Source organism: Cryobacterium luteum (assembly GCF_900110125.1).
Taxonomy (GTDB): Bacteria; Actinomycetota; Actinomycetes; order Actinomycetales; family Microbacteriaceae; genus Cryobacterium; species Cryobacterium luteum.
Genome location: NZ_FOCN01000015.1, coordinates 55,440 through 74,995, shown reverse-complemented (window position 1 = coordinate 74,995; position 19,556 = coordinate 55,440). Strand labels below are relative to the sequence as shown.

The following is a 19,556-nucleotide window of genomic DNA, read 5'->3' as shown; positions in this document are numbered from 1 at the left end:
CGCGCACCGTACCGGGGTAACTCTGATCGTCCCGCGCAGGGCGAGCGTCCTCCCTACCGCGGCAACTCCGATCGCCCGGCGCAGGGTGGAGAACGCAAGCCGTGGGCCAAAGATGGCGCTCGGCCCGAGCGCAGCGATCGGCCCAGCAGCGACCGCCCGCGTTCGGACAGCGACAGCAAGCCGTGGACGCAGCGCGGTGGCTCACCGAACCGTGCCGGCGCTCCGCGCGTCGACGCCGGCAAGAAGCTGTGGACCCGTGACGGTGCCCCCGCCCGCAACGATCGTGACGCGCGCGTCGTCGAAGAGGAAATGACCGAAGAGCAGCGCATGCAGCGCGAGCTGCGTTCGGTGCGTCCTCGCCACGACGACCCGGAACTTCCCGACGACATCACGGCCAACGATCTCGACCGCATCGCCCGCAACGAGCTCAAGACCCTCACCAAGGAGAACGCCGAGACCGTCGGTCGCCACCTGGCGATGGCCGCCCGCGTCATCGACGAGAACCCGCAGCTCGCACACCAGCACGTGATGAGCGCCGCCCGTCGGGCCGGTCGCATCGGCGTCGTGCGGGAGAGCCTCGCGATCACCGCCTACGCCACCGGCGACTTCGCCCTGGCCCTGCGCGAACTGCGCACCTACCGTCGAATTTCCGGCTCGAACGACCAGCTGCCCCTCATGGTCGACAGCGAACGGGGCGTCGGCCGTCCTGACCGTGCCCTCGAACTGGGCCGTTCGGTCGATCGCAGCACGCTGTCACCGTCCGTTCAGGTGGGCCTGGCCATCGCCATGTCCGGTGCACGCCTCGACCTCGGTGAAACGGATGCCGCGCTGGTCGAACTCGAAATTCCGCAGCTCAACCCCAACACGGCCTTCTCCTACAGCCCCGAGCTGTTCGCCGCCTACGCCGAGGTGTTGACCGAACTCGGCCGTGAGGACGAAGCCGACGAGTGGCTCGAGCGGGCCTCCCGCGCCGACGCCGCTCTGGGCGCCCCTGGTGACACAGACGAAACCATTGAAATCGAAGAGATGGACGACGACGACGAATACTTCGCCGGCAATTCCGGCGATGACGACGATGATGATGACGAAACCGTGGCGGCCGGCGAAGCTGCCAGGGTAGTCGCCGCTGCCGGACTCGGAGTGGTCGACCAGCCAGCCGCAAACGACACTGACGACGCCGACGACATCGTCACCGAAACGGTGGGCACCGCGGAAACTGACGACGAGATCGACGAGACTCCCGCTGCAACTGCAGCATCCGCTTCGATGATCGACACAGCGACGGAGCCGGATGCTGCATCGCCGAAAGCCTGAACCGGCGACGCCGCTTCACGGCGTTGACGTTCTGCTGGCCGACCTCGACGGTGTGGTGTACGCGGGCCCGGCGGCGATTCCCTTCGCCGTTGAAAGCCTGAATCGCGCCGCCGAGACCATCCGCATTGGCTACATCACCAACAACGCCTCCCGCACTGACCAGTCGGTTGCCGACCACCTCACCCAGCTGGGGCTGAACGTTGCGGCAGCGGATGTCGTCACCTCCCCGCAGGCGGCCGTGCGGCTGCTGGCGGAGCAGGTGGAACCGGGCGCGAGCATCCTCGTCGTCGGGGGCGACGGTCTCGTCGACGAGGTCGTCAAGGCCGGATTCGTGGTGACCCGATCCGCCGACGACAAGCCAGCCGCGGTGATCCAGGGCTTTGCGCCCGAGGTCGGCTGGGTGCACCTGGCCGAGGCGGCGTTCGCCCTGAACGCCGACGGCGTCGGCACCGGAATTCCATGGATCGCAACCAACACCGACTGGACCATTCCGGTGGCCCGCGGCATCGCACCCGGCAACGGCACACTTGTCTCCGCCGTGCACACGGCCGTCGGCCGACTCCCGGTCGTGGCCGGCAAGCCCGAAGTGGCGATCTTCCAGGAGGCGACACGGCGCTTCGGCGCGCAGAACGCGCTCTTCATCGGTGACCGGCTCGACACCGACATTCTCGGTGCGAATCGGGCGGGAATACCGGCGGTACTCGTGCTCACCGGCATCGACCGGGCCAAGCAGGCCCTCGCCGCCGATAAGGACTCCCGCCCGGCGTTCATCCTTGAGAACCTGCAGCAGCTGCACGAACCCTACCCGGAGACCGTGTTCTCCAAAGACGGCTCTACCGCAACGGTGAACGGTGCGAGTGTGCGCATCTCCGGCAACGATGTGCAGATTGTGAAGGACGGCGACGGCGGAATCGACCTGCTTCGCGCCGCGTGCGCCGCGATCTACCGATCCGGGCGGGCCATTTACGGGCTCAACGTTCCGGAGCGACTGTATCTCGCGCAGTAGCCTAGACCTGTGAACCCCCAACCCGAACCGGTCGATCTCGACGCGCAGCTGACCGACATCGAGACCCGACCGCTCGAACAACGAGCCGACCTGTTCGGGCAGCTGCACGAACAATTACGCGCACAGCTCGAAGACGCTGACACGGACCCGACCGACCCGACGGGCCCGGCATGACCGACTCCGCACACGACCACGAAACAGACGCACCCATGCCTGAGCCAGTGAACGACGCCACCCCGGTTGACAGCCTCCCCGAACGGATGCCCGCCACCCGCCTCGACGCCGCCCTCGCCGATCGTGGGCTGGTGCGCTCCCGAACGGTTGCCGCCAAGCTCATCGCCGACGGCCTCGTCACCGTCAACGGGCTGCCGGTCGTGAAAGCCAGCACCAAAGTCGCGGCGGACTCGGTTCTCGAGGTGGCCGCCACCGATCACTACGTGAGCCGGGGCGCCCACAAGCTCAACGCCGCCCTCGACGCCTTCACAATCACCGTCACCGGCCGCACGGCGCTCGACGCGGGCGCGAGTACCGGCGGGTTCAGCCAGGTGCTGCTCGAACGCGGCGCCGCCCACGTCATCGCCGTGGACGTCGGCCACGGTCAGCTGGCAGCGCAACTGAAGACCGAGCCGCAGCTGTTGCTGGTCGAGGGCTACAACATCCGCTATGCGACCCCGGAAACGCTCGCCGGGGCATCCGGAATCGAGGAAAGGCCCGACCTCGTCGTGGCGGACTTGTCGTTCATCTCGCTCACCACCGTGCTGCCGGCCCTCGTGGCGACCGCCGCGCCGGGAGCTGACTTCGTGCTGCTGATCAAACCACAGTTCGAAGTGGGCCGCGGCGGCATCCGCGAGGGCATCGTGCACGACAAAGGCCTGCGCAGCGACTCCGTGGCCGGCGTGCTCTGGGCCGGTCACGACCTCGGGCTGAAAACCTGCGGCGTCATCGCCTCACCCATCATTGGGGCCGCCGGCAATCACGAGTATCTGTGCTGGATGAGCGCCACGAGCGGCTCGAATCCGACAGAATGGATGGCCCGGATTGAAACCGTGGTGGGAGCGTGACGAGTTGAGTGACACCCCGCGGTACTTTCTCATCGTGGCGCACACCGGTCGAGCCGATTCGCTCGAAGCTGCCGCTACGGTGTGCGAGCAGCTCATCGCGAGCGGCGCCGTACCGGTGCTCGCCCCGGACGAACGCGCCGACCTGCTCGCCTCCTCGCCGGAGCTCAACGGACACATCGCCATTCTCGGCGAGAGCGTGTCGACCGCAGAGCTCGAGCTGGTCATCGTGCTCGGGGGCGACGGCACAATTCTGCGCTCTGCTGAACTCGTGCGCGGCTGCTCGGCCCCGCTGCTGGGCATCAACCTCGGTCACGTCGGATTTCTCGCCGAGAGTGAGCGCGACGACCTCGGTGAGGCCGTGCGCCGCGCCCTCAAAGGCGACTACGAGGTCGAAGAACGCCTTGCCCTGTCGGTGCGGGTCAAGGTCGCCGACGAGGTTGTCTACGAAACCTGGGCGCTCAACGAGGTCACCGTCGAAAAGGCCAGCCGTGAACGAATGATCGAGGTCGTCGTGGAGGTTGACGGTCGCCCGCTGTCATCGTTTGGCTGCGACGGCGTCGTGCTGTCCACCCCGACCGGCTCCACCGCGTACTCGTTCTCGGCCGGCGGCCCGATCGTCTGGCCCGGCGTTGAAGCACTCCTGCTGGTTCCGCTCAGCGCCCACGCCCTGTTCGCCCGCCCCCTCGTCGTCGGACCCGATTCCTCGCTCGCCGTCGAGGTGCTCTCCCGCACCGGGGCCCGCGCCGTGCTCTGCGCCGACGGTCGCCGCACCTGCGACCTGCCGATCAAAGCCCGCGTGATCGTGCGCCGCTCGAGCGTTCCGGTGCGCCTGGCCCGCCTGCACATCGGCCCGTTCACCGACCGCCTGGTGAACAAGTTCAACCTGCCCGTCACCGGCTGGCGTGGCCCGGTCGGTCGCGAGTGATCGACGAGCTGTTCATCCGCGACCTCGGCGTCATCGCCGAGGCCACGCTGCCGCTCGGCCCCGGGTTCACCGCGGTCACCGGCGAAACCGGCGCCGGCAAGACCATGGTCGTCACCGCGCTCGGACTCCTGCTCGGCGATCGAGCGGATGCCGGCACCGTGCGTCAGGGCCAGCCGCAGAGTTTCGTGCAGGGCCGTTGGGTCATCGACCCGGCCGGCGCGGTCGCCGACCGGGTGCGCGATGCCGGGGGAGACCTCGACGGACCCGAACTCATCCTCGGCCGCTCCGTCTCGAGCGAGGGCCGCAGCCGCGCGATGGTCGGGGGACGCGGCGCTCCGGCGAGCGTGCTCGGAGACCTGCGCAACGACCTCGTCGTGGTGCACGGCCAGAGCGACCAGGTGCGGTTGCGCTCGGCCACCGCCCAACGTGACGCCCTCGACCGTTTCGCCGGCCCCGAGCTCGCCGCCGTGCTCGGTGACTACCAGCACGCCTTCCACCGCTGGCAGGTCAACCAGGCCGAGCTGGACCGGCTCCAGACCGAACGAGACCTGCGCGCCCGTGAGGCCGACGACCTGCGCGCCGCGCTGACCGAGATCGAAACGGTCGCCCCGCAACCCGGTGAAGACACCGAACTGGGCGAACGCGCCGAACGGCTCGGCAACCTCGAAGAACTGCGCCTGGCCGGCGAAGAAGCCCGTCAGCTCATCTCCGCCGAAGACAACCCCGACAACATCCCCGACACGGTCGCCCTGCTCGAAACCGCGAGGCGCGCCCTCGACCGGGTCGCCGCCCACGATGTGGCCCTGCCACCGCTCGTCGCCGCGATCGCCAACGTCGGTTTCGTCGTCGCCGATATCGCCGCCGAACTCTCGAGCTACCTGGCCGGCCTCGATGCCGACGGCGCCCGCGAACTGGAAATCGTGCAGGAGCGCCGCGCGGAACTGAGCGTCCTGGCCCGCAAATATCCAGGCGGCCTCGAGGAGGCCATCGAATTTCTCACGAGCGGCAGCGCCCGGCTGCTCGAGCTCGACTCCGACTCCGACCGCATCGAGCAGCTCAGCCGTGAAGCGGATGCTGACCATACGCTGGTCACGACCCTCGCCGCCGCCCTCACCGCGTTGCGCCAGGCGGCAGCCGTGCAACTCGGCAGCCGGGTCACAGCCGAGCTCGGTGCGCTCGCCATGCCCGACGCTGTGCTGCACGTGGAGGTCGAATCCGCCCCGGAGTTCACCGTCACCGGCAGTGACCTCGTGCGCCTGCTGCTGCAACCACACGCCGGCGCGGAGCCGCGCGCGTTGGCGCGCGGGGCATCCGGTGGGGAACTGTCTCGGGTGATGCTCGCCATCGAGGTGGTCATCAACGCGACCGACCCGGTACCCACCTTCGTCTTCGACGAGATCGACGCCGGTGTGGGCGGGGCCGCCGCGATTGAAATCGGCCGCAGGCTCGCCCGGCTCGCCGAAACCGCCCAGGTCATCGTCGTCACCCACCTCGCCCAGGTCGCCGCGTTCGCCGGCAACCACCTCAGCGTCGTCAAAGACAGCGACGGATCGGTCACGGCCTCAAGCGTGCGCCAGTTGCGCGGCGAGGACCGCGCCGCCGAAATGGCGCGCCTGCTCTCTGGCCTGCCCGACTCGAAAAGCGGCCTCGAACATGCCAGGGAGTTGCTCGACCTGGCCCAGTCCACCCCTCGTCCCCCTAAAAAGTAAGCGACAAATTTTCTGGTGATAGCATTGAAGCCCGTGGTGGAAAATATACTTACGGACCGATCAGACGGCTCGCGCAGTTCAGGCGATACCGTGAAGCACATCTTCGTGACCGGGGGTGTGGTCTCCTCGCTCGGTAAGGGCTTGACGGCGGCCAGCCTCGGAAACCTGCTCACGGCGCGCGGCCTGCGGGTCGTCATGCAGAAGCTCGACCCCTATCTCAACGTCGATCCGGGAACGATGAACCCGTTCCAGCACGGTGAGGTCTTCGTGACCGACGACGGTGCCGAGACCGACCTCGATATCGGGCACTACGAACGTTTTCTCGACATCAACCTCGGCCAGTCGGCCAACGTGACAACCGGTCAGGTCTACTCGCAGGTCATCGCCAAGGAGCGTCGCGGTGAGTACCTCGGTGACACCGTGCAGGTCATCCCGCACATCACCGATGAGATCAAGCGTCGCATGCGCCTGCAGGCGAGCGACGAGGTACGCCCCGACGTGATCATCACCGAGGTCGGCGGCACCGTCGGAGACATCGAATCCCAGCCGTTCCTCGAGGCGGCCCGCCAGGTGCGCCACGAACTCGGCCGCGGCAACGTGTTCTTCGTGCACGTCTCTCTCGTGCCGTTCCTCGGTGCGGCCGGCGAACAGAAGACCAAGCCCACCCAGCACTCCGTCGCCACCCTGCGCTCGATCGGAATCCAGCCCGACGCCCTCGTGCTGCGCAGCGACCGGCCGGTGTCCGAGTCGAACAAGCGCAAGATCGCGCTCATGTGCGACGTCGACGAAGACGCCGTGGTGAACTGCCCCGACGTCTCGTCGATCTACGAGATCCCCACGATGCTGCACGACCAGGGCCTCGACAAGTACATCGTCAACGCCCTCGGCCTCGCGGCTGGCACTGTGGACTGGACCGGCTGGGAGAAACTGCTCGAGTCGGTTCGCCACCCCAAACACGAGGTCACCATCGGCCTGGTCGGCAAATACATTGACCTGCCGGATGCCTACCTCTCGGTCACCGAGGCCCTGCGCGCCGGCGGATTCGCCAACCAGGCCAAGGTCAAAATCGTCTGGATCGGTTCCGACGACTGCGAAACCGACGAGGGAGCGGCGCGCCTGCTCGGCGAGCTCGACGGCATCTGCGTGCCGGGCGGCTTCGGAATCCGCGGCATCGAGGGCAAGCTCGGCGCCCTCAAATTCGCTCGCGAGAACGGTATCCCCACGCTCGGCCTGTGCCTTGGCCTGCAGTGCATGGTCATCGAATACGCCCGCAACAAAGCCAACCTGCCCGGCGCCTCGTCGAGCGAATTCGACCCGGAAACCGAATTCCCGGTCATCGCGACCATGGAAGAGCAGGTCGAGATCATCGCCGGCGGCGACCTCGGCGGCACCATGCGCCTCGGACTCTACCCGGCCACCCTCGCCGAAGGGTCCCTCGTCGCCGAACTGTACGGCGCCAGTGAAGCCTCCGAACGGCACCGTCACCGCTACGAGGTCAACAACGCCTTCCGCGATCAGATCGCCCTGGCTGGCCTGTGGTTCTCCGGTACCAGCCCCGACCGCCACCTGGTGGAGTACGTCGAGCTCAAACGCGAGGAGCACCCGTTCTACGTCGGTACGCAGTCCCACCCGGAGCTGCGGTCACGGCCGAACCACGCGCATCCGCTCTTCAAAGGTCTGATCAAAGCCGCGCTCGACCGCCAGCAGGCCAGCCGGTTGTTCGAGGTGAAGGAAGAACTCAGTGCCTGACGCCCTGCAGGACGACGTCGTTGCGGTAGCGGTGACCGCGAGCGACGTCGTCTATGACGGGGCCATCTGGAATGTGCGGCGCAATTCGTTCGACTACAACGGCTCGAACATCACCCGCGAGTACATCGAGCACCCCGGCGCGGTCGCGGTGCTCGCCCTCGACGAGCACGACCGGGTGCTGCTGATCAAGCAGTACCGGCACCCGACGGGCCTGCGCGGCTGGGAACTGCCGGCCGGTCTGCTCGACGTCACCGGCGAGAATGCCGTCGTCGGGGCCCAGCGGGAGCTGGCCGAAGAAGCGGATGTCGTCGCCTCCGAGTGGGCGCTGCTCACCGAGTTCTACACCTCACCCGGCGGCAGCAACGAAGCCATCCGGGTGTATCTGGCGCGCGACGTCTCTGCGGTCGCCGCCTTCGACCGCACCGAGGAAGAAGCCGACATCGAACTGCGCTGGGTGCCGCTCGATGAGTGCGTCGACGCCGTACTGGCGCGGCGCATCAGCAACCCGATCCTGATCGTGGCTGTGCTGGCCGCTCAGGTTGCTCGTTCCCGCGGGTGGAGCACGCTCGCGCCGGCTGACCTGCCGTGGCCGCGGCATCCGCTCAGCCTGCATTCGCGCACCAGCACGGCCTGAGCATGTCGATCGCCACGGCGGTGGATGGGTATCTGCGGCACGTGGCGGTCGAGCGTGGCCTCGCCGCGAACACCGTCGCCGCGTACCGGCGTGATCTCGGGCTGTATACGGCCTGGTTGGCGGCCAGCTCGGAGGAGGCGCCGTCTCGGCCGATCAGCGACCTGCGGGCGGTCACCCGGCAGCACATTTCGGCTTTCGTGCAGCATCTCGGCCTGCGCGCCCCATCGCCGCTGACCGCCGCGTCGATCGCCAGGGTTCTCTCGACCGTGCGCGGATTCCACCGCTTCCTTCTCGATGAAGGCCTCGTCGAAGCGGATGTCGCGCACGACACCAAACCGCCCAAGCTCGCCCTGCGGCTGCCCAAGGCCATTTCGATCGAGCAGGTCGAGGCGCTGCTCGCGGCGACCGACGGCGACGACGTGCAACGGCTGCGCGACAAAGCCCTGCTCGAACTGCTCTACGCGACCGGCGCCCGGGTGAGCGAGGTGGTCAACCTCAACGTTGACGATGTACTCGTGGAGGTGTTCGACTCGGTGCGCCTCACCGGCAAGGGCGATAAACAGCGCATGGTGCCGGTCGGCAGCTTCGCACGCGCCGCGGTCTCGAACTATCTCGTGCGAGCCCGGCCGCTGCTGTCGGCGCGCGGTCGGTCGACGCCGGCCCTGTTCCTCGGCGTGCGCGGGCAGCGGGTCAGCCGGCAGAATGCCTGGCTGATCATTCGCGCGGCCGCCGAGCGGGCCGGACTCACCGTGCCCGTGTCGCCGCACACCCTGCGACACTCCTTCGCGACGCACCTGCTCGCCGGAGGTGCCGACGTGCGCGTGGTGCAGGAGCTGCTCGGCCATTCCTCGGTCGCAACCACCCAGATCTACACCCTGGTCACCGCGGACACCCTGCGCGACATGTACACCACCGCCCATCCGCGCGCACGCTGACCCGTCCGCGAGAGCGGCAATATCGTTGCTTCGCAGGTGCTGAAGCCACGCTTTTCCGGCTCGCGCGAGAGATGGGTGACGGGGTGCTCGGCGATCCTTACGGCGACCAGCCGAACACTCGCTACAATCGACCAAGTGATGGGTGCAGACGAAGCGAGGACGGGCCAGTGACGCGCAAGTTGAGCGAGCGAATTTCGCTACCCGGTTTCGACGACATGCCGGTGGGTCCGACCGGACGTGAAAAACACGAGTTCGCTGCCCCTGAACCGCTGAAAAGCCATGGTCCGGCTCGCATCATCTCCCTCTGCAACCAGAAGGGCGGCGTCGGCAAGACCACGACGACCATCAACCTCGGTGCCGCCCTGGCCAGCTACGGCCGCCGGGTGCTCGCTGTCGACTTCGACCCGCAGGGTGCCCTGTCGGCCGGCCTCGGCGTGCCCACCCACGACGTCACCACCATCTACGACCTGCTGCTCAACGGCAAGGTCGACCCGAAAGACGCAATCCAGCCGACCTCGGTCGAGGGCCTCGACGTCATCCCCGCCAACATCGATCTCTCGGCCGCCGAGGTCCACCTGGTCAACGAGGTGGCCCGAGAGCAGATTCTGGCCCGCGTGCTGCGCAAGGTCTCCGGCGACTACGACGTCATCCTGATCGACTGCCAGCCTTCCCTCGGCATCCTCACCGTCAACGCGCTCACCGCCAGCCACGGTGTGCTGATCCCACTCGAGTGCGAATTCTTCGCTCTGCGCGGCGTGGCCCTGCTCATCGAAACCATCGACAAGGTGCGCGACCGGCTCAACCCGGCGATCGAACTCGACGGAATCCTCGCCACGATGTACGACTCCCGCACCCTGCACTCCCGCGAGGTGCTCGAGCGCGTCGTTGATGCCTTTGGCCACAGCGTGCTCGAAACCGTCATCGGGCGCACCGTGAAATTCCCCGATGCGAGCGTGGCCGGGGTGCCCATCACCGACTTCGCGCCCGAGCACGCCGCTGCCAAGGCGTACCTGCAGGTGGCCCGCGAACTGATCCACCGTGGCGCAGTCGCCTAGCGCGCCCGAGAAGCCCGCGTTTTCGGTCGCCCTCGGCAACTTCGAGGGCCCGTTCGACCTGCTGTTGAAACTGATCACCCGGCACGAACTCGACATCACCGAGATCTCGCTGAGCCAGGTCACCGACGAGTTCATCTCCTACCTGCGCGGCCTTGACGCCACCGAAGAGCTCGATCAGGCCACCGAGTTTCTCGTTGTCGCCGCGACGCTGCTCGACCTCAAAGTGGCCGGGCTGCTGCCGCAGGGCGAACTCGTCGACGCAGAAGATGTCGCCCTGCTCGAAGCCCGCGACCTGCTGTTCGCCCGCCTGCTGCAGTACCGCGCGTTCAAGGAAGCCGCGAGCTGGTTCACCAGCCAGCTTGACACGGAGACCCGCCGCCACGTGCGGTCGGTGCGCCTCGAAGAGAAGTACCGTCAGAGCACCCCTGAGCTGGTCTGGACGCTCTCCCTCGCCGACTTCGCCGCCCTGGCCACCGTCGCGCTCGCGCCGCGCGAGCTGCCCATTGTGGGCCTCGACCACCTGCACGCGCCGCTGGTCAGCATTCGCGAACAGGCCGCTTATATCGTCGCCATGCTGAAGCCGGGGGAGCCGGTCTCGTTCCGCGCACTCATCGCCGGCGCCGACCAGAAGGGCGTCATCATCGCCCGTTTTCTCGCGGTGCTCGAGCTCTACCGCCACGGCGCCCTCTCTTTCGACCAGATCGAGCCCCTCGGTGAGCTCACCCTGCGCTGGAATACGCAGTCCCTGAACGGGCAGGACTGGACCGACGACAACCTCGCATCGCTCGGAGCCGACTATGACAACTGACCACATGACAACTGACTTCAGAAACACGGTAGACCAGGCCACCGACATCCGATCACGCACCCCGCAAACGCACGCCGCAGCATCCGTTTCGCCGGCCGCCAGCGACACCGCCGCGCACGCCCTTGACCGACAGCTTGAGGCCGTCTTCATGGTCGCCGACGAACCGCAGAGCATCGTGCACCTCGCGACCGCCGTCGGCCGGACGATCGCCGAGGTGGCGGCATCCGTTGCCCGGCTCGTGGCCGATTTCGACGGCAACAGCAGCTTCAACAGCAGTGAAACGGTGCGCCGCGGCTTTGAGCTGCGCGAGGTCGCCGGCGGCTGGCGCATCTACGTACGCGCCACCCACGACAAACTCGTGACCGACTTCGTGCTGACCCAAAATCCCAGCCGGCTCAGCCAGGCAGCGCTCGAAACCCTCGCTGTGATCGCCTACAAGCAGCCGATCAGTCGCGGCCAGGTCGCAAGCATCCGCGCGGTCAATGTCGACTCCGTGGTGCGCACGCTGCTCGGTCGCGGCCTGGTCACCGAGGCGTTCACCGACAGTGAAACCGGCGCCATCAACTACGCCACCACAGACTTGCTGCTCACCCAGCTCGGAATCAACTCGCTCGACGAGTTACCCCACCTCTCGCCGTTGCTCGACGGCGGAACCGACGGATTCGAGGATCTGCTTTGACCGACAATACGACCAACGACAGCGCCCCGCGCGACCCGAACTTCAACCCGGAGGCTGCAGCCGACGGCGTGCGCCTGCAGAAGGTTCTCGCCTCGGCCGGAGTCGCCAGCCGTCGTGTCTCCGAAGACCTCATCACCTCCGGTCGTGTGCGCGTGAACGGCAAGGTCGTCACCGAACTCGGCCGCCGCGTGCACCCCGAAACCGACCAGGTCGCCGTCGACAACGTGGCCGTGCAGCTCGACACCACCCGCCGTTACCTCATGCTCAACAAGCCGGTCGGCGTCGTCTCCTCGATGCAGGACGAAAGCGGCCGCCCCGACCTGCGCGAATTCACCGACCAGTTCGACGAACGCCTGTTCAACGTGGGCCGCCTCGACGCCCAGACCAGCGGCCTGCTCATCCTCACCAACGACGGTGACCTCGCCCACGTGCTCGCCCACCCCTCGTTCGGCGTCTCCAAGACCTACATCGCCAAGGTCGAGGGCCGTGTCTCACCGCAGACCATCGGCCAGCTGCAGAGCGGCATCGAACTCGAAGACGGCCCCATCCACGCCGACAAGGCGCGCATCCTCACGAGCCCTCCCGGCGGCGGCTTCAGCATGGTCGAGCTCACCCTGCACTCCGGGCGCAACCGCATCGTGCGACGGATGCTCGACGCCGTCGGTCACCCCGTGGTCGACCTCGTGCGTCGCCAGTTCGGGCCGCTGAACCTCGGCACCCTGCAGCAGGGTGCCGTTCGCGAACTCACCCGGGAAGAACTCGGCCAGCTGCTCACCGTCTCCCGCCAGGCGCCCAGCGCACGGCCCGACGCCGACTAAGGACTGACGCATATGGGGAAAAGCCGCCTCGTCGGCCCGGTGCGCATCGTCGGCGTCGGACTGCTCGGAACCAGCGTCGGGCTCGGTCTGCGGGGCCGCCAGATCGAGACGATCCTGGCCGACGCCTCGCCGACCAACCTGCGCATTGCCATCGACTACGGCGCCGGTCGCGCCGCAGCGCCGGGCGATCTGCCGCAGCTCATCGTGGTCTGCGTGCCGCCGGATGTCACCGCGGAGATCGTCGCCCGCGAGCTCGAGGCCTACCCGGGCGCGATCGTGACGGATGTCGCGAGCGTCAAACTCGCCCCGCTCGCCGAGCTGCGCGAGCGCGGAGCCGACATCAGCCGCTACATCGGCTCGCATCCGCTCGCCGGTCGGGAGAAGGGTGGGCCGCTCTCCGGCCGCGCCGACCTGTTCATCGGCCGCCCCTGGGTCGTCGCCGCGCACGACGCGATCAGCTACCAGCAGGCCGGCGCGATCGATGATCTCATCCTCGACCTCGGTGCCATTCTGGTGGAGATGACCCCCGAGGAGCACGACCTCGGGGTCGCGCTGGTCTCGCACGTGCCGCAGGTCATTTCGACCCTGATGGCCCGCCGCCTTACCGGAGCGGCGCATTCCTCGCTCAACCTTGCCGGCCAGGGCCTGCGCGACGTCACCAGGGTCGCCGCGAGCGACCCCGACCTGTGGGTGCAGATTCTCGGCGCCAACGCCAAACCGGTGCGCGATGTGCTGTTGGCCTACCGCGACGACCTTGACCGCTTCATCGACGCTCTGGAAGACCCGGCCGCTCCGGGAGCGCAGCGCAAAGTTGCCGAAGAACTGGCCGGCGGCAACGCCGGGGTGGCCCGCCTGCCCGGCAAACACGGGCAGGACCGCCGCTTCTCCTCGATGGTCGTCATGGTCAACGATCAGCCGGGCCAGATCGCTCGCCTGCTCAACGACATCGGCGAGTTGAACGTTAACCTCGAAGACTTACGCTTGGAACACTCGCCGGGCGCCCAGATCGGCCTCGCCGAAATCTCTGTCCTGCCCGAGGCCGTCACCCGCCTCACCGAAGAGCTGGCCGCCCGCGGCTGGCGGATTGCTGGTTAACGCACATGGCACGTCACTCCCTCCCCACCGTCGTCGCCATCGATGGACCGGCCGGCAGCGGCAAGTCGAGCGTGAGTCGTGCCATCGCACGCCGCCTTGGCTTCGCCTACCTCGACACCGGTGCCGCCTACCGTGCGCTGGCCTGGCTGGCGCTTGACCGCCACACCGACAGCAGCCAAGCGGATGCCGTCACCGCCCTCCTGAAAGACTTCGACTATGCGATCGGAACCGACCCCGACGAATACTTCGTCACGGTGGGACAGACCGACGTGACCGACGCCATCCGCTCGCCGGAGGTCAGTGCAGCGGTCAGCGCCGTCGCCCGCGTTCCCGAGGTGCGCCGGGCGCTCACCGACTTGTTTCGGAGCATCGCCGAGAACGTGGATCGACCCGGTGTCGTGGTCGAAGGGCGCGACATCACGACCATCGTCGCCCCCGAGGCTGAGGTGCGCATTCTACTGACCGCATCCGAGGAGGCTAGAATGGCTAGACGCTCTGCGGAAATAACGACCCAATCGGCCCAAACCGTGGCAGAACAGTTGCGATCACGCGATCGTGCTGACTCACAGGTTGTCGATTTCATGAGCGCTGCAGACGGTGTGATAACCGTCGACTCCACCCATCTCGACTTCGAGCAGACCATTGAAGCGGTCATCGACGTCTACCACACACGCATGAAGCAGGCTTTGAATGAGTAACGAATACGACGACACGAGCACAGCGCTCGACACCGAGCTGGCGGAACGACTCGCCAACCTCGACGAGGAACTCGCCACCCGGCGATCCGCGGCGCTGCGCACCGACCTCGACAACTACGACCTCGACGAGGAAGACCTCGACGTACTGCAGGCCGTCACCGACGACCCCGACGCGATCCAGTATCTGCCGGCGGTTCCGGTGATCGCCATCGTCGGCCGCCCGAACGTGGGCAAGTCTGCGCTGGTCAACCGCATCCTCGGCCGCCGTGAGGCCGTCGTCGAGGATACCCCCGGTGTCACGCGAGACCGCGTCGCGTACAAGGGCGACTGGAACGAACGCAAGTTCAGCCTCGTCGACACCGGCGGGTGGGAGCCCGACGCCAAGGGCATCGACGCCTCCGTCGCCGCCCAGGCTGAGATCGCCATCGACCTGTCCGACCTCGTCATGTTCGTCGTCGACTCCAACGTGGGCCCGACCTCGACCGACGAAGCGGTCGTGCGCATGCTTCGCAAGAGCGGCAAGCCCGTCTTCTTGATCGCCAACAAGGTCGACGACGTGCGCCAGGAACCCGAAGCGGCCAGCCTGTGGTCGCTCGGTCTCGGGCAGCCGTGGCCGGTCTCCGCCCTGCACGGTCGTGGTGTTGCCGACCTGCTCGACGCGATTCTGCTCGTGCTGCCCAAAATTTCCAACGTTGCCAAGCAGGAAGTGGGCGGCCCGCGCCGCGTGGCCATTCTCGGACGCCCGAACGTCGGCAAGTCCAGCCTGCTCAACAAGGTCGTGGGGGAGGAGCGCGTTGTCGTCAACGAACTCGCCGGCACGACCCGCGACCCGGTCGACGAGCAGGTCGAGCTCGGCGGCAAGGTGTGGCGTTTCGTCGACACCGCCGGCATCCGCCGGAGAGTGCACCTTTCGCAGGGCGCCGACTTCTACGCTTCGCTGCGCACCAGCGCTGCCCTGGAAAAGGCCGAGGTGGCCGTTGTGCTGCTCGACGTGACCGAGGTCATCAGCGAGCAGGATATCCGCGTCATCGACCTCGTCATCGAATCGGGTCGTGCGCTCGTGCTCGCTTTCAACAAGTGGGACCAGATCGACGACGACCGTCGCCGCTACCTCGAGCGTGAAATCGAGCAGGACCTGGCCCACGTGGCCTGGGCACCGCGCGTGAACATCTCGGCCAAGACCGGCCGCCACATGGAGAAGCTGGTTCCGGCCCTCGAGCTCGCGCTCGAGTCGTGGGACACCCGCATCGCCACCGGCAAGTTCAACGCCTTCCTGGCCGAACTCGCCGCCGCCCACCCGCACCCCGTGCGCAGTGGCAAGCAGCCGCGCATCCTGTTCGGCACCCAGGCCTCGAGCCGCCCGCCGACGTTCGTGGTGTTCACCACCGGATTCCTCGACCCGGGCTACCGTCGTTACATCCAGCGTCGCCTGCGCGAGATCTACGGCTTCGAGGGCAGCCCGATCAACCTCAGTATGCGAGTTCGCGAGAAGCGCAAACGCTCGTGAGCACCGCCCTGTATGGGCGGCGCAGCTTGACGCCGGCCGGGACAGCCCCGGTGCGGCACAAGCTCGATTCCATTCAGGTGACATCGTTGTCTTCGCCGGTGAAGCAACGCCGGCTGACCTCTACGCCGGGCCCGGTCTGGAACGGCCTTTCACGCTCGGCATCGGGTTTGCTCTGATCATGCTCGCAGTCACCGCGATCGAAGCTCGCGGGGGTATCGGCGTGCTGACCAGGCTCACGATCTTCGGCGCCATGTCGTACTCGGTCTATCTCTGCCACGTGCTCGTGCTCAACGTCATCGGGCGTGCCTGGGGATTCGTTTCCACCCCTGACCTTGCGACCAACCCGGTCGTCGCCATCGTCTTCTGGGTAGGTGCGTTCGGCGCGGTCGTGCTCGTCGGCTACCTGAGTTATCGCCTGATCGAGCGCCCGGTGATGGGAGTTTCCAAGCGCTACCGCTCACGCGTGTTCCGCGAGAAACGAATGCTGCCAAAAATGTAACTCGTTCCTGGCTCAATATCGTGCACACGTGTCGAATTTGCCAAATTACGCGAACGGATGCGGCCGGGCCTGTTAACGCAGGTCCGGCCGCTTTTTCATACCCATTTCGAGTGCACTGTCTACCCCCTGAACGCGGGGTGAACCTGAGAAGGAGCCGAGTTGGCTTGATACATTACCCATTGTGGGCAATACTCATTTTTGTCACCCCGGCCTCCTACAGCCTCCACCCGCACCTCCCGATCATGTGCACCAGACGAAATGTGAACCATGTCCTCCTCCACTGCTTTCGCTTCGCGCTCTGCCGTTCGCCCCGTCGTTCGTTCCTCTCGCCGTTTGGCCCTCATCGCCGCGGCCGGTGCCTTCGCTGTTGCCTTCAGCGGCCTCGCCGCAATTCCAGCTCAGGCCGCCGACGGCACCGTGTCGGTCGCGGTTCCCGCCGGTAGCAAGGTTGCTACCGATCTCGGCACCATCCCGGCTGACGCTGCGTCGGTCGACGTGATGTTCGACACCACCGCTGCCGCGCCCACCGACATCAAAGTACTCGTCGGCCCGGAATACACTCAGCGCTACTACTTCACCGCCCCGACCGGGGACGGCCCCGAGCGCACCTATACGGTGCCCGTCACCAGCAAGTCCGACGGAACCATCGTCGTCGCCAGCAGCTCCGCGAACGTCAAGGTCGCCATGACCGTGGTCGGTTTCACAAAGAAGACCGTGCCGGCCCCCACCCCGGCTCCCGCTCCCGCCCCGGCACCGGCACCGGCTCCCGCCCCCACCCCGGCTCCCGCTCCGGCACCCACACCGGCCCCGCCCACCAGCGGCACCCCGACGACGACCAACACCGGCGTTCCAAGCGGCACCGTGCTCAAGGTCGTCAACGGTGACATCAATGTCACCACGCCAGGCACCGTGCTGAGCGGTCTGGACATTCGCGGGCTGGTCAAAATCCAGGCCGCCAACGTCACCATCAAGAACTCGATCATTCGTGGTCGCACCATGAACGGCCCCGGCGCCCTCATCAACAACCTCGGCGGATTCAGCAACCTCGTCGTGACCGACACCGAACTGTCGCCGACGGTGGCGTCGCCCCACGCCAACGGCATCTACGGCTACAACTTCACCGCCACCCGCCTAGACATTAACAATGTCATCGACGGAATTCACGTCACCGGCAGCAACGTGCTCATCCAGAACAGCTGGATCCACGACCACATGCACTACCTCAAGGACCCGAACCAGGGCGGATCGCCCAGCCACGACGACTCCATCCAGGTGCAGAGCGGCAACAACGTCAAGGTCACCGGCAACCGCCTGACCGACTCGCACAGCGCCGCCGTACAGATCACCCAGGACCGCGGAGTGGTGTCCAACTTCGTTTACACCAACAACTACGCCAACAACGGCGCCTGCACCGTCAACATCGCCGAAAAAGCCTACGGTCCGCTCAAGGGCACGATCATTAAAGACAACAATTTCGGTCGAGATACCAAGGTCGCCAACTGCGCAGTGATCGCCAAGACCACGACCATCATTGACTTCCAACGCAACTACTACAGCGACAACACCGCGGTCGTCATCAAGAAGGGCTAAGCAGCCCCTCTCCCGGATTTCCCTCGCAGGAATCAGGCGGGCCCCACGTGCACACAGCACGCGTGGCCCGCCTTTGTGTCGGTCCCCGGCGCAGCCCCGCGCAACGTGAAGTGCCATCAGTGCGAGCTGAACCGCTGCTCGACCCACGGATGGACGGGAGACCACCACGAAGCCCGCCGTCTCGAACAGGGTGATCTGCTCGCGCAGTCGCCGTGGAACACGTCACCGGCCGCAGCGGTGCGTCCGCAGCTGGCTGGCATCCGCTTTCCGGGCAGCTAGGGAAGGCGACCGCGGTCAGGCAGCGACGACGCCTGGCTTGTTGCGTTTGAGAAGCCCCGACAGTCCAAAGACGATGCCGACGATGATCAGGCCGAGCATGAGGCCGAACACCAGTGAGATTGTCGTGTCGGTGACCCAGACGACGGCCGGGCCGGCCGAGTCGATCGCGTGTGTCACGACGTGCAGCAGGTCGTAGGGGGCCTGCCAGAATGTCTCGGCCAGGTTGGCGATCACCAGATGCCCACCGACCCACAGCATGGCGACCGTGCCGATGATTCCGATCACCCGGAACACGGCGGGCATGGCAGCCACGATGCGCGCGCCGGTGCGCCGCATTCGTCGTGCAGGATTTTTCATCAGTGACAGTCCGATGTCGTCGATCTTGACCAGCAGCGCGACGGCACCGTAGACGAGTACCGTCATGCCGAGGCCGATGACGACCAGGGCGCCGAGCGTCATCCAGATGCCAAAATCGGGGTCGAGACTCGCCAGGGCGATGAGCATGATCTCGGTGCTGAGAATCAGGTCGGTACGAATAGCGCCGAAGATGAGCTTGCCCTCCTCCCTCGATTCACTCTCATCGGAGGCGTGATGCGCGCCGAACCATTCGGTCACTTTCTCCGCGCCTTCAAAGCACAGGTAGGAGCCACCGAGGATGAGCAGCCACGGCAACACCCAGGGTGCGAACGCGGAGAGGAGCAGCGCGAGCGGAATGATGATGACGAACTTATTGAACAGGCTGCCCAGCGCGATGCGCCAGACGACGTGCAGCTCGCGCGCTGGCGACAAGCCCTGAACATACTGTGGAGTGACGGCAGCGTCGTCGATGACGACACCAGCCGTTTTCGCACTCGCCTTGAGGGCAGCGGTGAGTATGTCATCGACTACGGCGAGCAGGCCGACCGACATCTGGTTCTCCTAATAGTTTTCGTCGCCCTCCGAACGGGTGACAGCAATGGTGTCCAGATTACCGTGGGGACCCAGTTCCTAGGTTCACCACCGGAATTTCACCGGTCGGAGCCGACGTGCTCAAGGCCACAGGCCTTCGACGCATTCTGCTAGATGACAGTTGTGTCATAAACGGCCCGTCGAGGACGCCGGTGGTGCACCCTCATCGCATAGAGTCCGCAACCGCATCCAACGATTGTTAGGGGAATCATGCAATCACCCGCCCGCCCACCGTTCCGCCAAGCCC

Annotated in this window: 19 protein-coding genes; 18 read left to right on the top strand and 1 reads right to left on the bottom strand. The window is 66.5% G+C overall.

Annotation, left to right across the window (positions count from 1 at the left end; all coding sequences use genetic code 11):
- The 18 genes from BMW72_RS19040 to BMW72_RS19035 form a co-directional block, all read left to right on the top strand.
- Positions 1–1,314: tetratricopeptide repeat protein (locus BMW72_RS19040; protein WP_208598220.1), on the top strand; the 1,314-nt coding region annotated here is incomplete at its 5' end.
- Positions 1,292–2,320 carry an HAD-IIA family hydrolase gene (locus BMW72_RS13870; protein WP_092111533.1) on the top strand — a complete coding sequence of 343 codons (1,029 nt, stop codon included), beginning with the start codon at positions 1,292–1,294 and terminating at the stop codon, positions 2,318–2,320. The genes BMW72_RS19040 and BMW72_RS13870, both read left to right, overlap by 23 nt.
- A 9-nt stretch (positions 2,321–2,329) precedes the next feature.
- The gene (locus tag BMW72_RS18815) at positions 2,330–2,494 is read left to right on the top strand and encodes a hypothetical protein (protein WP_166787813.1); all 165 of its coding nucleotides are present in this window, start codon (positions 2,330–2,332) and stop codon (positions 2,492–2,494) included.
- Between the two features lie 86 nt (positions 2,495–2,580).
- Positions 2,581–3,381 carry a TlyA family RNA methyltransferase gene (locus BMW72_RS13865; protein WP_092111547.1) on the top strand — a complete coding sequence of 267 codons (801 nt, stop codon included), beginning with the start codon at positions 2,581–2,583 and terminating at the stop codon, positions 3,379–3,381.
- Positions 3,359–4,306, top strand: coding sequence for an NAD kinase (locus tag BMW72_RS13860; RefSeq protein WP_244151245.1), 948 nt, complete (start codon positions 3,359–3,361; stop codon positions 4,304–4,306). The genes BMW72_RS13865 and BMW72_RS13860 overlap by 23 nt, the downstream gene beginning before the upstream one ends.
- Positions 4,303–6,015, top strand: a complete 1,713-nt coding sequence (recN, locus tag BMW72_RS13855; RefSeq protein WP_092111531.1) for a DNA repair protein RecN — start codon at positions 4,303–4,305, stop codon at positions 6,013–6,015. The genes BMW72_RS13860 and recN overlap by 4 nt, the downstream gene beginning before the upstream one ends.
- Positions 6,016–6,060: 45 nt before the next feature.
- Positions 6,061–7,764, top strand: a complete 1,704-nt coding sequence (locus BMW72_RS13850; RefSeq protein ID WP_092111542.1) for a CTP synthase — start codon at positions 6,061–6,063, stop codon at positions 7,762–7,764.
- Complete coding sequence (locus tag BMW72_RS13845) at positions 7,757–8,398, top strand: NUDIX domain-containing protein (protein ID WP_092111530.1); 642 nt, start codon at positions 7,757–7,759, stop codon at positions 8,396–8,398. Before BMW72_RS13850 ends, BMW72_RS13845 begins: the two co-directional genes overlap by 8 nt.
- Positions 8,399–8,400: 2 nt before the next feature.
- The gene (gene xerD / locus BMW72_RS13840) at positions 8,401–9,333 is read left to right on the top strand and encodes a site-specific tyrosine recombinase XerD (protein WP_092111543.1); all 933 of its coding nucleotides are present in this window, start codon (positions 8,401–8,403) and stop codon (positions 9,331–9,333) included.
- Positions 9,334–9,548: 215 nt separating this feature from the next.
- On the top strand, positions 9,549–10,388 hold the full coding sequence (locus BMW72_RS13835) for a ParA family protein (protein ID WP_092111540.1): 840 nt from the start codon (positions 9,549–9,551) through the stop codon (positions 10,386–10,388).
- Positions 10,372–11,196, top strand: coding sequence for a segregation and condensation protein A (locus BMW72_RS13830; protein ID WP_092111528.1), 825 nt, complete (start codon positions 10,372–10,374; stop codon positions 11,194–11,196). Before BMW72_RS13835 ends, BMW72_RS13830 begins: the two co-directional genes overlap by 17 nt.
- A 4-nt stretch (positions 11,197–11,200) precedes the next feature.
- Positions 11,201–11,875 (top strand): SMC-Scp complex subunit ScpB, encoded by a 675-nt coding sequence (gene scpB / locus BMW72_RS13825; protein WP_092111526.1) that lies wholly within the window; start codon positions 11,201–11,203, stop codon positions 11,873–11,875.
- Between the two features lie 68 nt (positions 11,876–11,943).
- Positions 11,944–12,693 (top strand): pseudouridine synthase, encoded by a 750-nt coding sequence (locus BMW72_RS13820; protein ID WP_241984069.1) that lies wholly within the window; start codon positions 11,944–11,946, stop codon positions 12,691–12,693.
- Between the two features lie 12 nt (positions 12,694–12,705).
- The gene (locus tag BMW72_RS13815) at positions 12,706–13,788 is read left to right on the top strand and encodes a prephenate dehydrogenase (protein WP_092111521.1); all 1,083 of its coding nucleotides are present in this window, start codon (positions 12,706–12,708) and stop codon (positions 13,786–13,788) included.
- A gap of 5 nt (positions 13,789–13,793) precedes the next feature.
- Positions 13,794–14,486: a (d)CMP kinase gene (gene cmk / locus BMW72_RS13810; RefSeq protein ID WP_092111519.1), complete on the top strand. Its 693-nt coding sequence runs from the start codon at positions 13,794–13,796 to the stop codon at positions 14,484–14,486.
- Complete coding sequence (der, locus tag BMW72_RS13805; protein ID WP_092111517.1) at positions 14,479–15,993, top strand: ribosome biogenesis GTPase Der; 1,515 nt, start codon at positions 14,479–14,481, stop codon at positions 15,991–15,993. The genes cmk and der overlap by 8 nt, the downstream gene beginning before the upstream one ends.
- A gap of 178 nt (positions 15,994–16,171) precedes the next feature.
- Positions 16,172–16,492 (top strand): acyltransferase family protein, encoded by a 321-nt coding sequence (locus tag BMW72_RS13800; protein WP_092111515.1) that lies wholly within the window; start codon positions 16,172–16,174, stop codon positions 16,490–16,492.
- A 267-nt stretch (positions 16,493–16,759) separates the two neighbouring features.
- Positions 16,760–18,082, top strand: coding sequence for a hypothetical protein (locus BMW72_RS19035; protein ID WP_092111514.1), 1,323 nt, complete (start codon positions 16,760–16,762; stop codon positions 18,080–18,082).
- Positions 18,083–18,376: 294 nt separating this feature from the next.
- Here BMW72_RS19035 and BMW72_RS13790 read toward each other — a convergent pair whose 3' ends face one another.
- Positions 18,377–19,270, bottom strand: coding sequence for a DUF808 domain-containing protein (locus BMW72_RS13790; RefSeq protein WP_092111512.1), 894 nt, complete (start codon positions 19,268–19,270; stop codon positions 18,377–18,379).
- Between the last annotated feature and the right edge of the window lie 286 nt (positions 19,271–19,556).